This is a genomic window from Paracoccus sp. (in: a-proteobacteria), from assembly GCF_047973135.1.
Lineage (GTDB): Bacteria > Pseudomonadota > Alphaproteobacteria > Rhodobacterales > Rhodobacteraceae > Paracoccus.
On sequence record NZ_JBKEBL010000341.1, the window covers coordinates 1 to 17,298 of the forward strand.

At 64.6% G+C, this 17,298-nt stretch carries 16 protein-coding genes; 10 read left to right on the plus strand and 6 right to left on the minus strand.

The window, feature by feature from the left end; all coding sequences use genetic code 11:
* Positions 1 to 288 precede the first annotated feature (288 nt).
* From ACK5L9_RS24150 to ACK5L9_RS24160, 3 genes are all read left to right on the plus strand, one after another.
* The gene (locus ACK5L9_RS24150) at positions 289 to 1,254 is read left to right on the plus strand and encodes a Bug family tripartite tricarboxylate transporter substrate binding protein (protein WP_416914002.1); all 966 of its coding nucleotides are present in this window, start codon (positions 289 to 291) and stop codon (positions 1,252 to 1,254) included.
* Positions 1,255 to 1,317: 63 nt separating this feature from the next.
* On the plus strand, positions 1,318 to 1,755 hold the full coding sequence (locus tag ACK5L9_RS24155; protein ID WP_416914003.1) for a tripartite tricarboxylate transporter TctB family protein: 438 nt from the start codon (positions 1,318 to 1,320) through the stop codon (positions 1,753 to 1,755).
* 11 nt (positions 1,756 to 1,766) lie between these two features.
* The gene (locus ACK5L9_RS24160; RefSeq protein WP_416914004.1) at positions 1,767 to 3,284 is read left to right on the plus strand and encodes a tripartite tricarboxylate transporter permease; all 1,518 of its coding nucleotides are present in this window, start codon (positions 1,767 to 1,769) and stop codon (positions 3,282 to 3,284) included.
* 27 nt (positions 3,285 to 3,311) lie between these two features.
* Here the strand turns inward: ACK5L9_RS24160 and ACK5L9_RS24165 are convergent, their stop codons facing one another.
* Together ACK5L9_RS24165 and ACK5L9_RS24170 are read right to left on the minus strand one after the other, a co-directional pair.
* Positions 3,312 to 4,928 carry a thiamine pyrophosphate-dependent enzyme gene (locus ACK5L9_RS24165; protein WP_416914005.1) on the minus strand — a complete coding sequence of 539 codons (1,617 nt, stop codon included), beginning with the start codon at positions 4,926 to 4,928 and terminating at the stop codon, positions 3,312 to 3,314.
* 25 nt (positions 4,929 to 4,953) lie between these two features.
* Positions 4,954 to 5,640: a GntR family transcriptional regulator gene (locus tag ACK5L9_RS24170; protein ID WP_416914006.1), complete on the minus strand. Its 687-nt coding sequence runs from the start codon at positions 5,638 to 5,640 to the stop codon at positions 4,954 to 4,956.
* Positions 5,641 to 5,768: 128 nt separating this feature from the next.
* Here ACK5L9_RS24170 and ACK5L9_RS24175 point away from each other — a divergent pair, with 128 nt between their 5' ends.
* Positions 5,769 to 7,241 (plus strand): FAD-binding oxidoreductase, encoded by a 1,473-nt coding sequence (locus ACK5L9_RS24175; RefSeq protein WP_416914007.1) that lies wholly within the window; start codon positions 5,769 to 5,771, stop codon positions 7,239 to 7,241.
* A gap of 89 nt (positions 7,242 to 7,330) precedes the next feature.
* On the opposite strand, the gene ACK5L9_RS24180 is transcribed toward ACK5L9_RS24175, so the two are convergent.
* The 4 genes from ACK5L9_RS24180 to ACK5L9_RS24195 form a co-directional block, all read right to left on the minus strand.
* Entirely contained in the window at positions 7,331 to 8,071 is a 741-nt protein-coding gene (locus tag ACK5L9_RS24180) for an ATP-binding cassette domain-containing protein (RefSeq protein ID WP_416914008.1), read from the minus strand.
* Complete coding sequence (locus ACK5L9_RS24185) at positions 8,068 to 9,039, minus strand: ABC transporter permease (protein WP_416914009.1); 972 nt, start codon at positions 9,037 to 9,039, stop codon at positions 8,068 to 8,070. Before ACK5L9_RS24185 ends, ACK5L9_RS24180 begins: the two co-directional genes overlap by 4 nt.
* Before the next feature lie 38 nt (positions 9,040 to 9,077).
* A complete protein-coding gene (locus tag ACK5L9_RS24190) occupies positions 9,078 to 10,049 on the minus strand; it encodes an ABC transporter substrate-binding protein (RefSeq protein ID WP_416914010.1) in 972 nt (323 codons plus the stop codon).
* Between the two features lie 103 nt (positions 10,050 to 10,152).
* Positions 10,153 to 10,848, minus strand: coding sequence for an SDR family oxidoreductase (locus ACK5L9_RS24195; protein WP_416914011.1), 696 nt, complete (start codon positions 10,846 to 10,848; stop codon positions 10,153 to 10,155).
* 270 nt (positions 10,849 to 11,118) lie between these two features.
* Between ACK5L9_RS24195 and ACK5L9_RS24200 the strand changes: the two genes are divergently transcribed.
* From ACK5L9_RS24200 to ACK5L9_RS24225, 6 genes are read left to right on the plus strand one after another with little or no spacing between them, the layout of a single operon-like run.
* On the plus strand, positions 11,119 to 11,916 hold the full coding sequence (locus tag ACK5L9_RS24200) for an SDR family NAD(P)-dependent oxidoreductase (RefSeq protein WP_416914012.1): 798 nt from the start codon (positions 11,119 to 11,121) through the stop codon (positions 11,914 to 11,916).
* The gene (locus ACK5L9_RS24205; RefSeq protein ID WP_416914013.1) at positions 11,907 to 12,992 is read left to right on the plus strand and encodes a class II aldolase/adducin family protein; all 1,086 of its coding nucleotides are present in this window, start codon (positions 11,907 to 11,909) and stop codon (positions 12,990 to 12,992) included. Before ACK5L9_RS24200 ends, ACK5L9_RS24205 begins: the two co-directional genes overlap by 10 nt.
* The gene (locus ACK5L9_RS24210; RefSeq protein WP_416914014.1) at positions 12,979 to 14,265 is read left to right on the plus strand and encodes an FGGY family carbohydrate kinase; all 1,287 of its coding nucleotides are present in this window, start codon (positions 12,979 to 12,981) and stop codon (positions 14,263 to 14,265) included. The genes ACK5L9_RS24205 and ACK5L9_RS24210 overlap by 14 nt, the downstream gene beginning before the upstream one ends.
* An 11-nt stretch (positions 14,266 to 14,276) precedes the next feature.
* Positions 14,277 to 15,320: a LacI family DNA-binding transcriptional regulator gene (locus ACK5L9_RS24215; protein ID WP_416914015.1), complete on the plus strand. Its 1,044-nt coding sequence runs from the start codon at positions 14,277 to 14,279 to the stop codon at positions 15,318 to 15,320.
* A 42-nt stretch (positions 15,321 to 15,362) separates the two neighbouring features.
* Positions 15,363 to 16,268 carry a tagatose-bisphosphate aldolase gene (locus ACK5L9_RS24220; RefSeq protein WP_416914016.1) on the plus strand — a complete coding sequence of 302 codons (906 nt, stop codon included), beginning with the start codon at positions 15,363 to 15,365 and terminating at the stop codon, positions 16,266 to 16,268.
* Positions 16,252 to 17,139, plus strand: a complete 888-nt coding sequence (locus ACK5L9_RS24225; RefSeq protein ID WP_416914017.1) for an ROK family protein — start codon at positions 16,252 to 16,254, stop codon at positions 17,137 to 17,139. The genes ACK5L9_RS24220 and ACK5L9_RS24225 overlap by 17 nt, the downstream gene beginning before the upstream one ends.
* The last annotated feature ends 159 nt before the right edge of the window (positions 17,140 to 17,298 follow it).

Genomic DNA, 17,298 nt, shown 5'->3' on the forward strand with positions numbered 1-17,298 from the left:
CAACAGCATCAGCCCAGCGTCGGAACTCATGTTGGCACCCTCAAATCCGAGCAGGACCTGCTTGCCATTGACCGGTGACAAACACAGACGAGAGGGTGTAGAAACATCCATGGTGAGGCTCGGCATCCTGAAGAACTGCGGCTTTGGGTGTAGGAACCATAAAACTACAGCTCTTCAAGTAGTTAAGCCAGTCTCACCAACTCCTCATGCATAATTCGGGCTAGGTCGGGTCTTTCCACCGGTCTCATGACCGGGTTTAATCAAATCACGAAAGGGAGGAAAATCCGAATGATGAAAACCAGGACAATTCTGGCAGGCATGACGCTTTTCGCAATGGTCGGCATGGCGGGCGCAGAGATTACCAAACCCGAATGCGTGGCACCCGCGCAGCCCGGCGGCGGTTTCGACCTGACCTGCCGCGTGGCACAGATCGGGCTTGAGAACGAATTGCCCGCCACCATGAAGGTGACCTTCATGCCGGGCGGTATCGGCGCGGTGGCCTTCAACGCCTTCAACACCACCCGCACCGACGACGCGAATGCGATCATCGCCTTTTCGACCGGGTCGCTGCTGAATCTGGTGGTGGGCAAGTTCGGCAATTACACGGTTGACGATGTTCGCTGGGTCGGCGCGGCGGGCACCGACTACGGCGCGGTCATCGTCAGGGCCGACAGCCCGTTCCAGACGCTGGAGGATCTGGTCAAGACGCTGCAGGAGGATCCGGCCGGCATGGTCATCGGTGCCGGCGGCACCGTCGGTTCACAGGACTGGATGAAGGCCGCGCTGATTGCGCAGGCCGCCGGCGCCGATCCGAAAAAGATGCGCTATGTCGCCTTTGACGGGGGCGGAGAATCGATGGCCGGTCTGCTGGGTGGCGCGATTCAGGTCTATACCGGCGACATGGCCGAGATGTCCGCGCATCTTGACGGCTCGGTCCGGATTCTGGCGGCAATGTCGGATGAACGCCTGCCCGCGCCCTTTGCCGATGTTCCGACCGCAAAGGAACAGGGTTATGACGTCGTATGGCCGATCATGCGCGGCTTTTATGTCGGCAAGAACGTCTCGGACGAGGATTACGCCAAATGGTCCGAAATCTTTGCCTCCGCGCACAAGGATCCGGCCTTCCAGAAGGTGCAGGCTGAAAAGGGTCTGTTCCCGATGGAACTGTCGGGCGAGGCCTTCGATGCCGAGGTTCATTCCCGGATCGAGCGTCTGCGCGGTCTGGCCGTCGATGCCGGACTGATCAGTCAGTAATCCACAGGAAAGGGGCCGGTCGCGCCGGCCCCTTTCCACGCCTGTTCCCGAACGGAGACTCTGATGTCCGACCGCATCTTCGCGGGCGTCCTGCTGGTGGTGACGCTGATCTATGGCTATCTGGCCGTGTTCGTCATCCGCGCGCCCTTTCAATACGACCCGCTTGGCCCCGAAAGCTGGCCTCAACTGATGGCGGGGCTGATGGTGCCCTGCCTGATCGCGCTGCTGTGGCGGCCCGATATCGACCGCTTTGACCTTGAAAAGGCCTCGGCGCTACGACTGGGCCTGACTGTCGTGATGCTGATCGCCTATGCCGAACTGTACGAGCCGTTTGGCTTCATCCTGTCCACCCTGCTGTTCGCGGCGCTGTTCTCGCGGATGCTGGGCGCAAGCTGGCTTCAGGCGCTGATCTTTGGCGCGGGTATGGGGGTTGGCGGTTATCTGCTGTGCGTCGGGCTGCTGGATCTGAACCTGCCAGCCGGCCCGCTGCCATCGTTCTAGGAGGGAAACCGATGAGTGAAGTTCTTAACGGGCTTGCCACGGGTTTCTCGGTGGCGCTGTCGCCGGTCAACCTGCTGCTGGTCATCGCGGGCTGCTTCTTTGGAACGCTGATCGGTGCCCTGCCGGGGATCGGGCCGATCAACGGGGTCGCGATCCTGCTGCCCATTGCCTATTCACTGGGGCTGCCGCCGGAATCGGCGCTGATCCTGCTGGCTGGCATCTATTATGGCGCGGAATATGGCGGACGGATTTCGTCGATCCTGCTGAACGTGCCCGGCGATGCAGGCGCGGTGATCACAACGCTGGACGGACACCCCATGGCCATGAAGGGCGAGGCCGGGCGCGCGCTGTCGCTGTCGGCCGTCGCCTCGTTCATCGGTGGGACGGTCGCGGTCGTGTTGATGTCGCTGTTCGGTCCGATTCTGGCCGAGTTTGGCGTCGGCTTTCAGCCCTCGGATTACGTCGCGCTGATGGTCTTTGCTTTTGCGACGCTGGCCTCGCTGGTCGGGTCGAACCCGGTCAAGACGCTGGTGGCGGCGCTGCTGGGGCTGATGCTGGCGACGGTGGGCGTGGATGCCAACACCGGGGTCAACCGCTATACTTTCGGCATTCCCGACCTGCTGGCCGGGATCGATTTCCTGATCGTCGTGATCGGCCTGTTCGGCATGGCCGAGCTGTTCCATCTGGTCGAAAGCCAGGCCCGTGGCGCGCTGCGCGCCATTCCCGTTGACCGCAGTTTCGTGCGGTGGGCTGACATTGCCGCGACGAAATGGACGCTGGTTCGCTGTTCGCTGGTCGGCTTTATCGTCGGCGTGCTGCCGGGCACCGGGGCCTCGGTCGCCTCGGCTGTGACCTATGGCATGGAAAAGCGCATCGCGGCCCCCGATGACAAGATGTTCGGGCATGGCGACCCGCGCGGGTTGGCCGCGCCCGAAACGGCGAATAACGCATCCGCCGGGGGCGCGATGGTGCCGATGCTGACGCTGGGGATTCCCGGGTCGGGCACTACGGCCATCCTGCTGGGCGCGCTGTTGATGTTCAACATCACGCCGGGGCCGCTGTTGTTCCAGCAGAAACCCGAAATCGCCTGGGGTCTGATCGCCTCGATGTATATCGGCAATATCGCGCTGCTGCTGATCAACCTGCCGCTGGTCGGCCTGTTCGCCCGGCTGCTGACGATTCCGCAGCATTATCTGACGCCGCTGATCGCGATTCTGGCGTTCATCGGCATCTATACGATCGTCGGAAATCCGTTCGACCTGCTGCTGATCACGGCGCTTGGGATTGTCGGCTGGGTACTGCGCAAGCTGGACTTTTCGCTGGCCCCGGTGATCCTTGGCTTTGTCCTTGGCAGCCTGTTCGAGAACAACCTGCGCCGCGCCCTGTCCATTTCCGGCGGGGATTGGGGCATCCTTCTGTCCACCACTGAAAGCTGGGTTCTGTACTTGCTGACGGTTCAGGTCGTCGTGATACCGCTCTGGCTGAGCCGCAGGCGGGCGCGGCGGGCTGCCGTCGCCGACGACGAATAACACCGCCCCGGCCCCGCCCGCGCAACCTTAGTCGTGCGGGGCCGGATGCAGGAATTGCCAGGGCGAGGTCTCGGAGCCGCGTTCCACCGGCACCTCGATCAGCGCGGGGGCTCTGCTGGCAAGAGCCCGCGTCAGCGCATTTTCCAGGGCCTCGGGCGTCTCGGCCAGTTCCGCCTGCATGCCAAAGGCACGCGCCATCGCCACGAAATCCGGGTTGTGCAGATCGGCCCCCAGAACGCGACCGTCAAAGACATTCATCTGGTCACGGCGGACATTGCCGAAGGCGCTGTTGTTGAACACCACGGCCACGACCGCGATGCCATGCTGCACCGCCGTCGCCATTTCCTGCGCCCCGAACAGGAAACCTCCGTCGCCATTGACCGAGACAACCGCCTTGTCGGGATTGGCGACCTTGACGCCCAGCGCGGTGCCATAGCCGAAACCCAGATTGTCCTGATAGGCGCCGCTCACATATTGGCGCGGCCCATAGACCGGAAAACCGAAGCGGGCGGTAAAACCCATTTGGCTGACCTCTTCGACAAAGAACCCGTCGCGCGGCAGGGCGCGGCGGATTGCGTCCAGATATGACATCTGCGGCTGCACGACCTCGGCCGCCTTGCGGGCCTTGTCACGGATCGCCTGAAATTCGTCGCTGCGGCTGGCCGCCTTGTGCCCCGACAGACGCCCGGTCAGCGCCGCTGTCGCCTGTGCCGCATCTGCGACAATGCCCAGATCCGGCTTCAGGCGGACCATTTCGGTCGGGTCGATGTCGATGCGGATGACCTTCAGCCCCTTGGGCCGCCATTGCCAGCGCATATATTGCAGCTCCAACCGGCTGCCGATGCCGATCAGCAGGTCACATTTGCGGAAATAGTCATATGACGCGATCAGGTTCATCGCATGCGGGTCGTCATCGGGCACGATCCCCTTGCCCGAGCGATAGGACGCGACCGGCGCCTGAATGCGCCGCGCCAGAGCCTGAACCTCGGGCGCGGCGTCCTGTGCCCCGCCGCCGACCATGATCATCGGGTTGCGCGCGGCGGCGATCATCCGCGCGGCCTGTTCGATGGCTTCGTCGTCCAGAGGCGCGCAGCGGCGCGGCGCGGGGGCCTGTTCCGGCGCGGGTGCCTTTTGGCCGAACACATCCCACGGCACTTCGATCGCGACCGGGCGCTGGCGGTCCGACAGCATCTCGGTAAAGGCAGAGGCCATGGTGTCGGCGGCACGCGAAGGATGATTGATCCGGTCGGCATGTTTGGTCAACCCGCGCAGGGTCGCCAACTGGTCCGGCAATTCGTGCAACTGCCCCCGCCCCTGCCCGATCAGATCGGCCATGATATTGCCGGTCAGGCACATCACCGGCGCATTACCCCCATAGGCGGTACAGATGGCCGCCCCTGCATTCAGCACGCCGGGGCCGGGCACCACGGTAAAGATTCCGGGCCGCCCGCTGGATCTGGCATAGCCATAGGCCATGTATCCCGCCCCCTGTTCGTGCCGCGTATGGATGAAACGGATGTCATTGGCGCGCCGGGCAAGCGCGTCGGACAGTTCATAAGTATGCGCGCCGGGGATGCCGAAAACGGTATCCACGCCGTTTTCAACCAGTGCATCCACCATGATATCGGCTGTCGATTTCTTCACTGTCTTTTCCTTTCAATGGTGACGCTCAGCCCACCAGGGTCAGCCTCTTTGGCTGTCCTTCCGGGCCGGTCTCGCGGTAATAGCGGGCGACCTGCCGGATATGGTCGCCGATGATCTGTTGCGCGCGGGCCGCATCGCGCTGTTCGCAGGCCTCCAGCAGGGCGGCATGTTCGGCCATCGAACTGCCGAAATGGCTGCGCCCGGTCCTGAACACATGGGTACGCAGCGCCATCAGCGGGCCAAGCGTGCTGTCATAGACCCCGGCGATGGACTGGTTGTCGCTGCATTCGACGATGGCCTTGTGAAAGCGCATGTCACCTGCGGAATAGCCTGCCACGTCGTCGCGGGCGATGGCGCGCCGCATCTGGTCGATGCCCTGCCGCAGCCTGCCGGTCAGCGCCTCGGGGTTGCGGGCAATGGCAAGGGCCAGGCAGGCGGATTCCAGAATGCTCCGGTGTTCGCACAGATCGGCAACCGTCTTGTCATCGGGCGTAAAGACGAAAGAACCGCGCTTGGGCAGCACCCTGATCAGCCCCTCGATCTGCAACAGCGCCAGCGCCTCGCGCACGGGCGAGCGGCTGATTTGCAGCATATCGGCCAGCTTTTGTTCCGACACCTTGGAACCCAGTTCCAACTCGCCCTGAATGATCGCATCGCGGATGCGTTCGGCGGTCAGTTCCATCAGCGATTTCGGCGGTGCGATAGGCTTCATTCCGTGCCCCGTGCGAAGGAAAGCAATATCCCGGTCAGGGCATCAAACTACCATGTTACATGGTTCTTGACAAGGTGTCCTGCCATGCAACATGGTAGATTTGCACAAACCGGAACAGGAGAGACAGCTTGCAGCCCACGGACGATCTGACAGATACCGCCGCCTTCATCGAGGATTGCCGCCGGATTGCCGGGGACGCGCAGGTGCTGACCGACCCTTCCGATCTGGCGGCCTATGGCACCGACTGGACCGGACAATTCAGCGCGCCGCCGCTGGCCGTAGCACGGCCCCGCACCGCAACCGAGGTTTCCGCACTTGTCAGGCTGTGCGCGGAACGGGGGATCGCGGTCGTGCCGCAGGGCGGGTGCACCGGGCTGTGCGGTGGCGGTGTACCGCTGGCCGGTCAGCCCAGCCTTGTCATCTCGACCAAGAGGATGAACTCGATCCGCAGCCTGGACCCCGCCGCCCGCACCATGGTGGCCGAGGCCGGGGTCGTGCTGGAAACCGCGCAGAACGCGGCGCGGGAACAGGGGCTGGTCTTTCCGCTGACCTTCGGCGCGCAGGGAAGCTGCATGATCGGGGGGGCGCTGTCCACGAATGCGGGCGGCTCGAACGTGGTGCGCTATGGTACCACGCGCGAATTGTGCCTTGGGATCGAGGCAGTGCTGCCCGACGGCTCGGTCATCAACGCGCTGACGGGGCTGCGCAAGGACAATACCGGCTATGACCTGAAAGACCTGCTGATCGGGGCCGAGGGTACGCTTGGCATCATCACTGCCGCCGTGTTCCGGCTGTCGCCCAGGCCGTTGGTCCGCACGACGGGTTTTCTGTCGGTCTCGTCGCTTGCGGCCACGCCCGAGGTGCTGAACCGCCTTCAGGACCGGACCGGCGGCGGGGTCGAGGCGTTCGAATACATGCCCCGCCCCGCCGTCGATCTGATTTGCCGCATTTTCCCGCAGATCCGGCAACCGCTGGACAACCCGGCCGAGACCGGCCTGTTTGTCGAAATCGCCTCAAGCCGCAGGGACGATGCGGCGGCGGGCGATGATGGCACCGCGCGCTTGCAGGCGCAGGTGCTGGATGTGCTGGGGGAACTGATGGAGGAGGGTATCGTCCTTGACGCGATGATCGCGCAATCCGATCAGCAGCGCGCCGATCTGTGGCACATGCGCGAATCCGTGCTGGAGGCGATCACCCGCGCCGGCCCCGCCTATCACACCGACATTTCCTTACCGCTGGCCAGCGTGGCGCAATTCGTGGCCGCCATGGACCCGGTCATGGCGCAGTTGGGGATACAGCCGCTGACCGTGGGCCATCTGGGCGACGGCAACCTGCATTACACGCTGACCGCCGCACCGGGGCAGGATTTCGCGGCACTGCCGCTGGACCGGGCGAAACAGGCGATTTTTGCGGAATTGAAGGCGCTGGACGGGTCTTTTTCGGCGGAACATGGCATCGGACAAAGCAAGCTGGATGTCATGCGCGCGCTGAAACAGGGCACCCAGCTTGCCGCGATGCGCGCGATCAAGCGCGCGCTGGATCCCTGCAATATCATGAACCCCGGCAAACTGGTGCCGCCGGACCCAGAGCCTCTTGCATGACATCCACTGACAGCAAGGGCCGTATCCGGCCCTTGCAACGGTAAAGGCAGACGCATCAAAGCGAAGGTCGGCCCGCAACGCCATTGGCGTCACAGCGTCGCGCCCATCATCATCCTGACGATTTCTTCGTCATTCGTTTCGGACGGGCGACGCTCGCCCGCGACGACGCCTCGGGCCAGAACGATGATCCGGTCAGCGGCGGCAAAGATGTCGGGCAGGTTGTGAGAGATCAGGATGATCCCCACGCCCTTTTTCTTGAGCCGTTCGATCAGGGCCATGACCTCGCGCTGTTCGGGCACGCCAAGCGCGGCGGTCGGCTCGTCCATGATGACCAGCCCGGCCTGCCAGTGGATCGCGCGGGCAATGGCGATGGCCTGACGCTGTCCGCCCGACATCTCGCGCACGGGGGCGGTCGGGTCGGGGACGGTGATGCCCAGGCCCTTCAGCACCTCGACCGCGTTTTCCCGCATCTCCTTGCGGTCCAGAAACGGCAGACCAAGGACGCGCCGCGTCTTTTCGCGGCCCAGATACAGGTTCAGCCCCGGATCCAGATTGTCGGCCAGCGCCAGATCCTGATAGATCGTCTCGATCCCGGCGCCGCGCACCGCCTCGGGCGATTTGCCGGTCAGCACGTCACCGTTGAAGCGGACCTTCCCGGCGGTCGGCTGGTAAACGCCCGAGATCATCTTGATCACGGTCGATTTTCCGGCACCGTTGTCGCCCGCCAGAACGATGCACTCCCCGGCATTCACCTGAAACGAGACATCCTTGACCGCCTCGTTCCCGCCAAACCGCTTTTTCAGCCCCTCGACCTGTAAAAGCACGCTCATGACCTGCCCCCCACGATCCTGTCCTTGGACTGATCGACCAGCACCGCCACGATGATGACAAGGCCCACGGCGACGAATTGCCAATAGGGTGGCAAGCCGCAGAACACCAGACCGAACTGAATCACCGCGATGATGAAGGCACCGATCACGGTTCCCATGATCGTCCCCTGGCCCCCGGTCAGAGAGGCCCCGCCGATGAACACCGCCGCGACGGCGTACAGCAGGATCGGCTCGCCCGCATTGGCGGCACCCGCCGAAAAGCGGCTGGTATAGATCAGCCCGCCGATCCCCGCCGTCAAAGCCGAGATCAGGAACAGGATCACCAGATGCCGCTTGACATCCACGCCCGCACGCTCGACCGAGGCGCGGTTGGCCCCAAGCGCATAGGTATGGGCGCCGAACCGGGTATGGGCCAGAATGTAGTGGCAGACCAGCGCCAGCAGCGCCGCGATCACCAGCGGATTGGGCAGGCCCATGATGCTGCCATTGCCAAAGGACCGCGCCGCGTCGCTGCGGATGGACACGGTCGCGCCCCCCGCAAGGATCAGCGCCGCCCCCCGCGCGATGCCATATGTTCCCAGCGTGCCGATAAAGCTGGGCACATTCAATTGCGCCACCAGCCAGCCATTGATCAGCCCCACGACCGCCGCCGCCGCCAGCCCCGCGACCATCGCCGGAATGACGACCAGCCAACCCGCATCGGCACCCGCAAAGCGGATGACCAGCGCCATGGCGACGGCGGAAAAGCCCGTGGTAAAGGCAATGGACATATCGATATGCCCCGCCACGATCACCAGCGTCAGCCCCAGCGACAGCAGCAGGATCTGCGATGCCGCGACCGAGATGGATTGCAGGTTATAGACCCGGAACAGGAAGGTGTTGCCCGTCTGGGTCTGGGCGTAGATCTCGAAAAAGCCGAGGATCAGGACAAGAAACAGCCATGACCAGGCGTTCAGCAGGGACTTCACGAATGAAGCCCCGTTCTCGCTGCCTGTGCTTGCCGTCATCATTCGGAATAGATGAACTTGGCGATGGCCGGATCATCGACATTTTCGGCGGTGATCACCGTGAACCCCGTGCCAACGGTGGTCGGGATCGACTGGCCGGTCAGCGCCGCATAGGCCGCCATGACGCCGAAATAGCCGATCTCGGCGGGGTGCTGCGCAATGGCCGCATCGATCAGCCCGGTCGAGATGTTGTTGACGATGCTGGCCGGCGCGTCAAAGGCGATCACGGTCACGGAATCGGCCTTGCCCGCGCTTTCCACACCATTGCCCGCGCCAAGAGCGGAAAACAGGTTCGCGCCGAACACACCCGCGATGTCGGGATTGCGCGCCATCACGGCCTGAAACTGCGAGGCCGCCAACGAGGCGTCGTTTTCGTTATACTGGGTCTCAAGCACCTCGACATCGGGGTAATTCTCGGCCATCTCGGCCTTGAACCCTGCCTCGCGCTGGTCGGTCGTGGAAATGCCCGGCCGCACATTCGAGACATAGACCTGCCCCTTGCCGCCAATCGCCTCGGCCATATAGCGCGCGGCCATGCGCCCGCCGCCGGTATTGTCGGACGCGATATAGGCCAGCGGGAAATCCCCGTCGCCCGAACCGTCCTGATACATGCCGTCATCAATGAAGGTATCGACCGTAATCACCGGGATGTCCGCCTGCGCCGCGCGCCGCAGCGGTTCGATCATCTGGGTGCTGTCGGTCGGAGCGATCAGGATCGCGTCAGGCTGGCGACCGATCACCGCATCCAGAACCGGGGTCTGAAGCACCGGGTCGAATTCCTCGGCCCCCTGAAAATCGACCGTGATCCCCAGCGCCTCGGCCGCCGCCTGCGCGCCGCGATTCATGGTGATGTAAAACGCGTCCGTGGTCAGGCCCGGAACCAGCGTAATGTCTATCTTTTCCTGCGCGGATGCGATGCCGCCCCACCCAAGGGCCGCCACGCATACTGCGGACGCGATGAATGTATTCATGAACTTTCCTCCCTGAAAACGCGGTGCCTGTTCCGGCAACGCAAACTCTGTGCCTCTGCCCTTTCCGGCGAGGCAGTCGTGGTTCCGGCTGACGCGCCGCCGGTCAGATCTGCTGGGCGCGCGGCAGGATCACCAGATCGCGAATGGTCACGTGGCGCGGCCGCGTCAGCATGAACAGCGCGGCCTCGGCCACATCTTCAGACCGCAGCCCCTCGCCCGCCCCGGCCTTGCGGTCGATTTCGGCCGGGTCGCTGATCCCCCACAGATCGTTCAGCACGATACCGGGCGCGACGGCCAACACGCGGACATTCTGCGGGCCGACCTGCTGACGAACCGAATGGACGAAGGCCTGAACGGCATGTTTCGTGGCGCTGTAGACCGGTTCCCACCGGATCATCTGATGCCCCGCGACCGAGCTTGTGACCAGAATGTCGCCGCCGCCCCGCGCGATCATGCCGGGCAGGATGGCACGCACCATCTGGAACACAGCGGTGATATTCGTCGCCAGAACGCTGTCGATGGCGTCGGGGTCATTTTCCACCACATCGCCCGCCAGATAGATCCCGGCATTGGCCATCAGAATATCGATGGGCCCAAGCCCCGCCTCGACCTCGGCCAGCACGCGCGCAACCTCGCCGGGCCGGGCCAGATCCGCCGTCACGGCCAGCGCATTCGCCCCGATCGCGGCCGCAGCCGCCTGCAATTTGTCGGTGGACCGCGCCACAAGCGCCACCCTGACCCCGGCTTCGGCCAAAAGCCGCGCCGTGGCCAGACCAATCCCCGAGCTGGCGCCTGTCACAAGCGCCACCTTTCCCTGCAAAGGCAACATCATTCCTCCAGTCCCGTCATCCGGCGCTGGCCGGGTGACGCGATTCCCCTTCCCGAGTCGCAGCAAGGCTTGCATCAAATGTATCGCACGTAAACAAAAAATTGCGCAGCATTGTCATGAATTGCTCAACCCAGCGGAAATTCACCAGAAAGAACAGGAAATTCGGCTGTTTTTGCGGCGTTGCAGCGAAAATTTACTTTGACGCGCGATACGAAATATGCCGCATAATGGCCAAACAGGATGCGGCAGACAGTGGAGGGGGCCATGTATCTTCAGAAATTCGACCTGACGGGCCGCGTGGCGGTGATTACTGGCGGCGCGCAGGGAATCGGTGCTGCCTGCGCCGATGCCCTGTCCGAGGCGGGCGCGCATGTGGTGATCGCCGATCTCGACCTTGCCGCCGCCGAGGCAAAGGCCGCAGCCCTTGCCACGCAGGGCCGCAAGGCGCAGGCGCGCTTTCTGGACGTGACCGATTCCGCCTGTATCGACGCGCTGGCCCAGGCGCTTGAGGCCGAAGGCGGCGTCGATATTCTGGTCAACAATGCCGGGATCGTGCAGTCGAACACCCCGGCGGAAACCTGCACCGACGATCACTGGCGGCGGCACATGGCTGTCAATCTGGACGGCGTTTTCTTCTGCTCTCGCAGTTTCGGCAGCCGGATGCTGGCGCGCGGACGCGGGGCCATCGTGAACATGGGGTCCATGTCCGGCTTCATCGTGAACAAGCCGCAGGAACAAAGCTTTTACAACGCCTCCAAGGCGGCAGTGCATCACCTGACAAAATCGCTGGCCGCCGAATGGGCCGGACGCGGAGTCCGCGTCAACGCCGTCGCCCCGACCGTGATCGAGACCGAGCTGGTCAGCCGTGTACTGAAAGAAATCCCCGAAATGCAGAAAATCTGGCTGGACATGACGCCGATGGCACGGCTGGGACGCCCGGACGAAATCGCTTCGGTCGTGCTGTTTCTGGCCTCGGACGCGGCCAGCCTGATGACCGGCGCGGTCGTGTCTGCCGATGCGGGCTATACATGCTGGTGACGCCGCTGCGCCGTCCCGAGGGACGGAATTGGGACAGGTTCCTGTCCGGATCGGCCCGGATCGGGCGGGATATCCGGCTGGTGCAGGCGGCGGGCGGAAATACATCGGTCAAGACGGGCGACGGGGTCATGTGGATCAAGGCGTCGGGGACGTGGTTGTCCGAGGCTGACACGCGTGGCATCATGGTTCCCGTGGATCTGGCGTCGATGCGTGCGGATCTGGCCTCGGGACGGCTGACCGAGGATGACATTCCCCGTCTCACCGGCAGGGCGCAGGGCGCGGAACCGATGCGTGCGTCGGTGGAAACGCCGTTTCACGCGCTGTTTCACGCCGATTACGTGCTGCATGTCCATTGCACCGCCACGCTGGCCCATGCCGTCGCGGCGGATGCGCGCGACCGGCTGACGGAACGGCTGACGGGGCTGAACTGGATCTGGCAGCCCTATGTCAAACCGGGCGTGCCGCTGACCTTTGCGCTGAAGGCGCGGGAGGCCGCGCAGGCCGAGGTCGTCATTCTGGGCAATCACGGCCTGATCGTGGCCGCCGACAGCATGATGCGCGCCGAAAGGCTGATCCACGAGGTCGGCGCGCGTCTGGATCCCGGCCTTTCCGATCGCCCTGCCGCATTCATCCCGCCTGAGCAGCCGCTGACCGGCAGCGGCTATGGCCCCGCCCCTGTCGGTGCCGTGCATGCGCTGGCCTTCGATGACGATCTGCTGGCGCTGGCGGGTAACTCTGCCATCGCGCCGGATTTCGTGGTGTTCTTCGGCCCGCGGATCCCCGTCCTGCCCGCCACCCCCGACCTGCCAGACCGCCTGCAGGCGCTGGCGGGCCAGCCATGCCCCCTTGACGCGGTGGTGATCGTGCCCGGCCACGGCGTGCTGATCCGCGACGATGCAATGCGCGGCACCGCCGATCTTTTGCGCGGCTATCACCTGACGCTGGCCGGTTTCCTTGCGACGGGGGGCGGCACGATCCGGCATTTCACCAATGCGGAATCGGCCGGGCTGCTGAACTGGGACGCCGAGAAATACCGTCAAAGCCTGAACGCCCGGGGTGCCGATGGAAACGCCTGACAATAACGGCCCGCGCCGGATCGCGGTGTTCGACATTGGCAAGACCAACGCGCGGATGATTCTTGCCGATCTGGACGCAGGGCGCGAACTGGCAACGCGCAGGATGGAAAACCGGGTGCTGCCCGGCCCGCCCTATCCGCATCTGGATACGGCAAGGCAGGCGGCGTTCCTGCTGGATTCGCTCGGCTCGTTTCACCGGGACGAGGGCGGCTTTGACGGCATCTTCGTGACCGCTCATGGCGCGACGGTCGCGCTGCTGGGTGACGCGGGGCTGGCGATGCCGGTCCTGGACTACGAATATGCCGGGCCGGATGAAACGGCGCCGGAATACGATCTGATCCGCCCGCCCTTTTCGCTCACCGGCACGCCCCGCATGCCCGGAGGGCTGAATATCGGCGCGCAGCTTTACTGGCTGAGGGCGCGGTTTCCCGACGCATTCGCGACGGTCCGTCACGCGCTGTTCTGGCCGCAATACTGGACATGGCTCCTGACCGGGCGGATGTTCAGCGAAATCAGCTATGCCTCGGGGCATGGCGATGTCTGGTCACTGCCGGGGCGCGCGCCCGTCGCGACCCCCGGAATGGCCGCAGTTATTGGCGGCCTGTTTCCGCCGCTTGCCCCCGCCTTCAGCCCGGCGGGGCCGCTGCTGCCGCAGCTTGCGCGCCGTCTCGGCCTGCCCGAGGGGATACAGGTGCTTGTCGGTGCTCATGACAGCAGCCTTGCGCTGGTGCCTCATGACGGCGAAAACGGGCCCTGCGTCGTCATGTCCACCGGAACATGGCTGACCGCCTTCGCCATCGGGACCGAAACCATCCCTGAAACGCAAGCCCCCGGCGTAATGGCCAGCCTCGACATCTTTGGCCGGATCGTGCCGAATTACCGCTTCATGGCCGGCAAGGCGCGCGCCGATCTGCTGGCCCGGATGCCCGCCGACGCGCCCCGTCGCCCCATCGGCGACTGCCGCATCGTGCAGGATCCGGCCTCGGGCCTGTTCCGTCTGGTCGATGCGGAACGGGGTCGTCCTGCCATCCCGGACGGTCCCGAGCTTGCCGGTGACATCGACCGGATCCTCGCGCGGGATGCGGCTGCCGGCATGCGCGGCATCGGGGCGCGCGGTCCTGTCCGCATGACCGGACCCTTTGCCGACAACCCCGGTTTCCGCCAGGAATTGCAACGCAACTGGCCTTGGCCTGTCGAACGTCAGGGCTATGAGGAAAGCCTTGTCGAACAGGTCGCCATGCTGTCCGAACGGGCGCAAGGCCGGACGCAATAGCTGTTAGGGCCATGACAAAAAAGACCATTCGCACAATGGAGGAACTGTCCCGCGAGATCGACGTCTCGCGCCCCACCCTGTCGCGTTATTTTCAGGATCCGGGCAGCGTCCGCACCCGCACCCGCCAGAAGATCGAGGATCGGCTGGCCACAGTCGATTACGTCCCGAATTTCTTTGCGATGAACCTCAACCGCAAGCGCACCGGCCTGATCGGCGTGATCATCCCGCATCTGAACGACATCTTCCAGACCGGCCTGATCGACGAAATCGAGGCCGCCGCCGAGACCCTTGATTTCCGGGTGATGGTGCAGAACTCGCACAACGATTCCCGGCGCGAGACGGCGGCGATCGAGGCCCTGCGCTCGATGAATGCCGAAGGCATCCTGATTTCGCCCCTTGGCCGCAGCAGCAATATCGAGGCGTTTCGCCGCGCCAGCCTGCAATTGCCCATGGTGCTGATCGATTCGGCCATTCCCGACGCGGCCGGCAGTTTCGATTTTGTGGGCAATGACAATTTCCAAAGCATCGGGCTGATCGTCGATTACCTTGTCCGCTCGGGGCGCGACCCGGTGTTCTTTCCTCTGCCCGCCGTGAACATGAACGCACAGGAACGCATCGACGCCTTCCGCGCCGCGATGGCCGCCCATGGCCGCAAGCCCGAAGTGCTGGACGTGTCGGATTTCACTCAGGACTGGCAGTTCGAAAAAATCGGCTATGAGGCGATGAAAAACTTCTTCGCGGCGGGCCGGTACACCCGCGCGACCGTGCTTTGCGCAAGCGACAGGATCGCCCTGGGGGCGGTGAAGGCCGCGCATGAATTCGGGCTGTTCGGCACCGGTACGGCGGGCGGGTTCTGTATCGCGGGCCATGACAATGACGTACTGACCCGCTTTCTGCACCCCTCGATCACCACTGTCGAACAGAACATCACCGACATCGCGCGCGAGGCGGTGGCGATCCTGACGCGACGCATCGCCCTGGGCAGGCAAGCCCCCCCGGACCAGCCGGAAATCCGCCGCATCCCTGCCCGTCTTATCATCCATGGTTCCGGCTGATGCCCGGAATCCGTTCCCGTTTACCGCCAAGGATCCTTGTACATGACAGCACAGATGACAACCTTCGAACGGCGCGGCTATCAGATGATCTGCGCCGATAACGGGCTGATGACGGTCGTGGCCTGCGATCAGCGCGGCAGCATGCGCAAGCTGCTGGCCGACACCCCGGATGCGCAGGCCGCCATTGACGACGCCGCGCTTGGGCGGATCAAGGCGGGCATCGTCCGGCATCTGGCGAACAAGGCGTCCTGCGTGCTGCTGGACGCGGTCTGCGCGGTGCCGGATGTGGTGGATGATGGCATCCTGTCACGCGATACGGGTCTGCTGATCGGGCTGGACGCCTCGGGCTGGGATACGGATGCGAACGGGTATCGCATTTCCAGGCTGGTGCCCGGCATCACTGCCCGCCGCGTGCGTGAACTGGGCGGGACGGGGGCCAAGCTGATGGTCTATCTGCGCCCCGATCAGCCCGCCGCGAATGAGGTGAATACCGCCATCATCCGCGATTGCATCGCCGATTTCGCGCGCGAGGATTTGTTACTGGTGGTCGAGATCCTGACCTATCAGCTTCGCGACGAGACGGATCAACAGTATCAGGCGGGCTTTCCCGATCTGATCGTCGAAAGCGCGCGGATCTCGGTCGATCTGGGCGCGAAAGTGCTGAAACTGCCCTATCCCGGCAATGCCGCCGCCTGCCGCGCGATCACTGAGCTGTGTCAGGGCGTGCCCTGGGCGGTGCTGTCGGCGGGGGTCGATCATCAGACCTTCATCGGGCAGGTCGAAGAGGCGATGGCCTGCGGTGCCTCGGGCTTTATCGCCGGGCGGTCGCTGTGGAAGGACTGCATCTCGCTGGACCCCGACACCCATGCAAGGCGGCTGGAAACCGTCGCCAGCGGAAGGTTGCGGGAATTGCAGGCCGTGCTGGACCGCTATGCCCCGCGACGCTGAAACCGCCATCGGGGTCGATGTCGGCGGCACGAATATCCGCGCCGCGCGCATCGGCCCGGACGGCCGGATCAGGGCGCATCTGGCCGAGCCCGTGCGCCGCGACCGCGCGGGCCTGCCCGGCCAGCTTTTGCGCCTGATCGCCGGATGCCGCGCGGCGGACAGCGTCGCGGTGGGCATTGGCATTCCGGGCCGCGTCGATGCCGGGGCGCAGCAGGTCGTGTCGGCGGGCTATCTGGATATTGCCGGGCTGGATATTCCCGCCCTGATCCGGCGCGAAACCGGCCTGCCCGCCCGGATCGGGAATGACGCCGCCATGGCGCTGATGGCCGAATGCCGCAACCATCCGGCGGGTCTGATCGCGATGATCACCATCGGCACAGGAATCGGCGGGGCGATAACGATGGACGGACAGCCCTGGTATGGCGGCGGGCTTGCCGGGCAGTTCGGCCATATTGTCGTTGCCGCCGAGGGGCCGGTCTGCAAATGCGGGCGCGTCGGCTGTGTCGAGACCTTCAGTTCCGGCACCGCGCTGGCGCGGCTGATCGCGGGGGCCGGTCTGCCCCCCGGATTGCGCGCGGCAGAGCTGCTGCGGCGCGCTGCGGCAGGCGACGGGCAGGCAGCGGCGATCCTGACGCAATGGGCCGCCCCCCTGCGCCGCGCCCTGCAATCGCTGATCGCCATTGCGCAGCCCCGGCTGGTCATCATCGGCGGCGGGCTGGGGGCCGAGATGGCGCAGGCACTGGCACGGATCGGCGGCGACGCCGAAAGCTGGTTTCCGCTGGACATCGCGCCCGCGCGCCTGGGCGGCGACGCCGGGGTAATCGGGGCGGGGCTGTGCGCGCTGGCCATGCGGCAGGAGGGCGCGGAATGAGGCAGGCGATCCTTGTGAACGGAGTCCCGGCCAGCGGCAAATCCGCGCTGGCGGCCGCGCTGACCCGCGATCTGTCGGGGCGCGGGGTACCGGTGGTACCCTTGGGGCTGGACACCGTGAAAGAGGGGCTTTTCACCCATATCGGCACCGGCGACCGCG

Bases quoted from the DNA above. Each gene is read 5' to 3' on its own strand.
- ACK5L9_RS24150 (WP_416914002.1), top strand. From the start codon at position 289: ATGATGAAAACCAGGACAATTCTGGCAGGCATGACGCTTTTCGCAATG.
- ACK5L9_RS24155 (WP_416914003.1), top strand. From the start codon at position 1,318: ATGTCCGACCGCATCTTCGCGGGCGTCCTGCTGGTGGTGACGCTGATC.
- ACK5L9_RS24160 (WP_416914004.1), top strand. From the start codon at position 1,767: ATGAGTGAAGTTCTTAACGGGCTTGCCACGGGTTTCTCGGTGGCGCTG.
- ACK5L9_RS24170 (WP_416914006.1), bottom strand. From the start codon at position 5,640: ATGAAGCCTATCGCACCGCCGAAATCGCTGATGGAACTGACCGCCGAA.
- ACK5L9_RS24180 (WP_416914008.1), bottom strand. From the start codon at position 8,071: ATGAGCGTGCTTTTACAGGTCGAGGGGCTGAAAAAGCGGTTTGGCGGG.
- ACK5L9_RS24190 (WP_416914010.1), bottom strand. From the start codon at position 10,049: ATGAATACATTCATCGCGTCCGCAGTATGCGTGGCGGCCCTTGGGTGG.
- ACK5L9_RS24200 (WP_416914012.1), top strand. From the start codon at position 11,119: ATGCGGCAGACAGTGGAGGGGGCCATGTATCTTCAGAAATTCGACCTG.
- ACK5L9_RS24205 (WP_416914013.1), top strand. From the start codon at position 11,907: ATGCTGGTGACGCCGCTGCGCCGTCCCGAGGGACGGAATTGGGACAGG.
- ACK5L9_RS24210 (WP_416914014.1), top strand. From the start codon at position 12,979: ATGGAAACGCCTGACAATAACGGCCCGCGCCGGATCGCGGTGTTCGAC.
- ACK5L9_RS24215 (WP_416914015.1), top strand. From the start codon at position 14,277: ATGACAAAAAAGACCATTCGCACAATGGAGGAACTGTCCCGCGAGATC.
- ACK5L9_RS24220 (WP_416914016.1), top strand. From the start codon at position 15,363: ATGACAGCACAGATGACAACCTTCGAACGGCGCGGCTATCAGATGATC.
- ACK5L9_RS24225 (WP_416914017.1), top strand. From the start codon at position 16,252: ATGCCCCGCGACGCTGAAACCGCCATCGGGGTCGATGTCGGCGGCACG.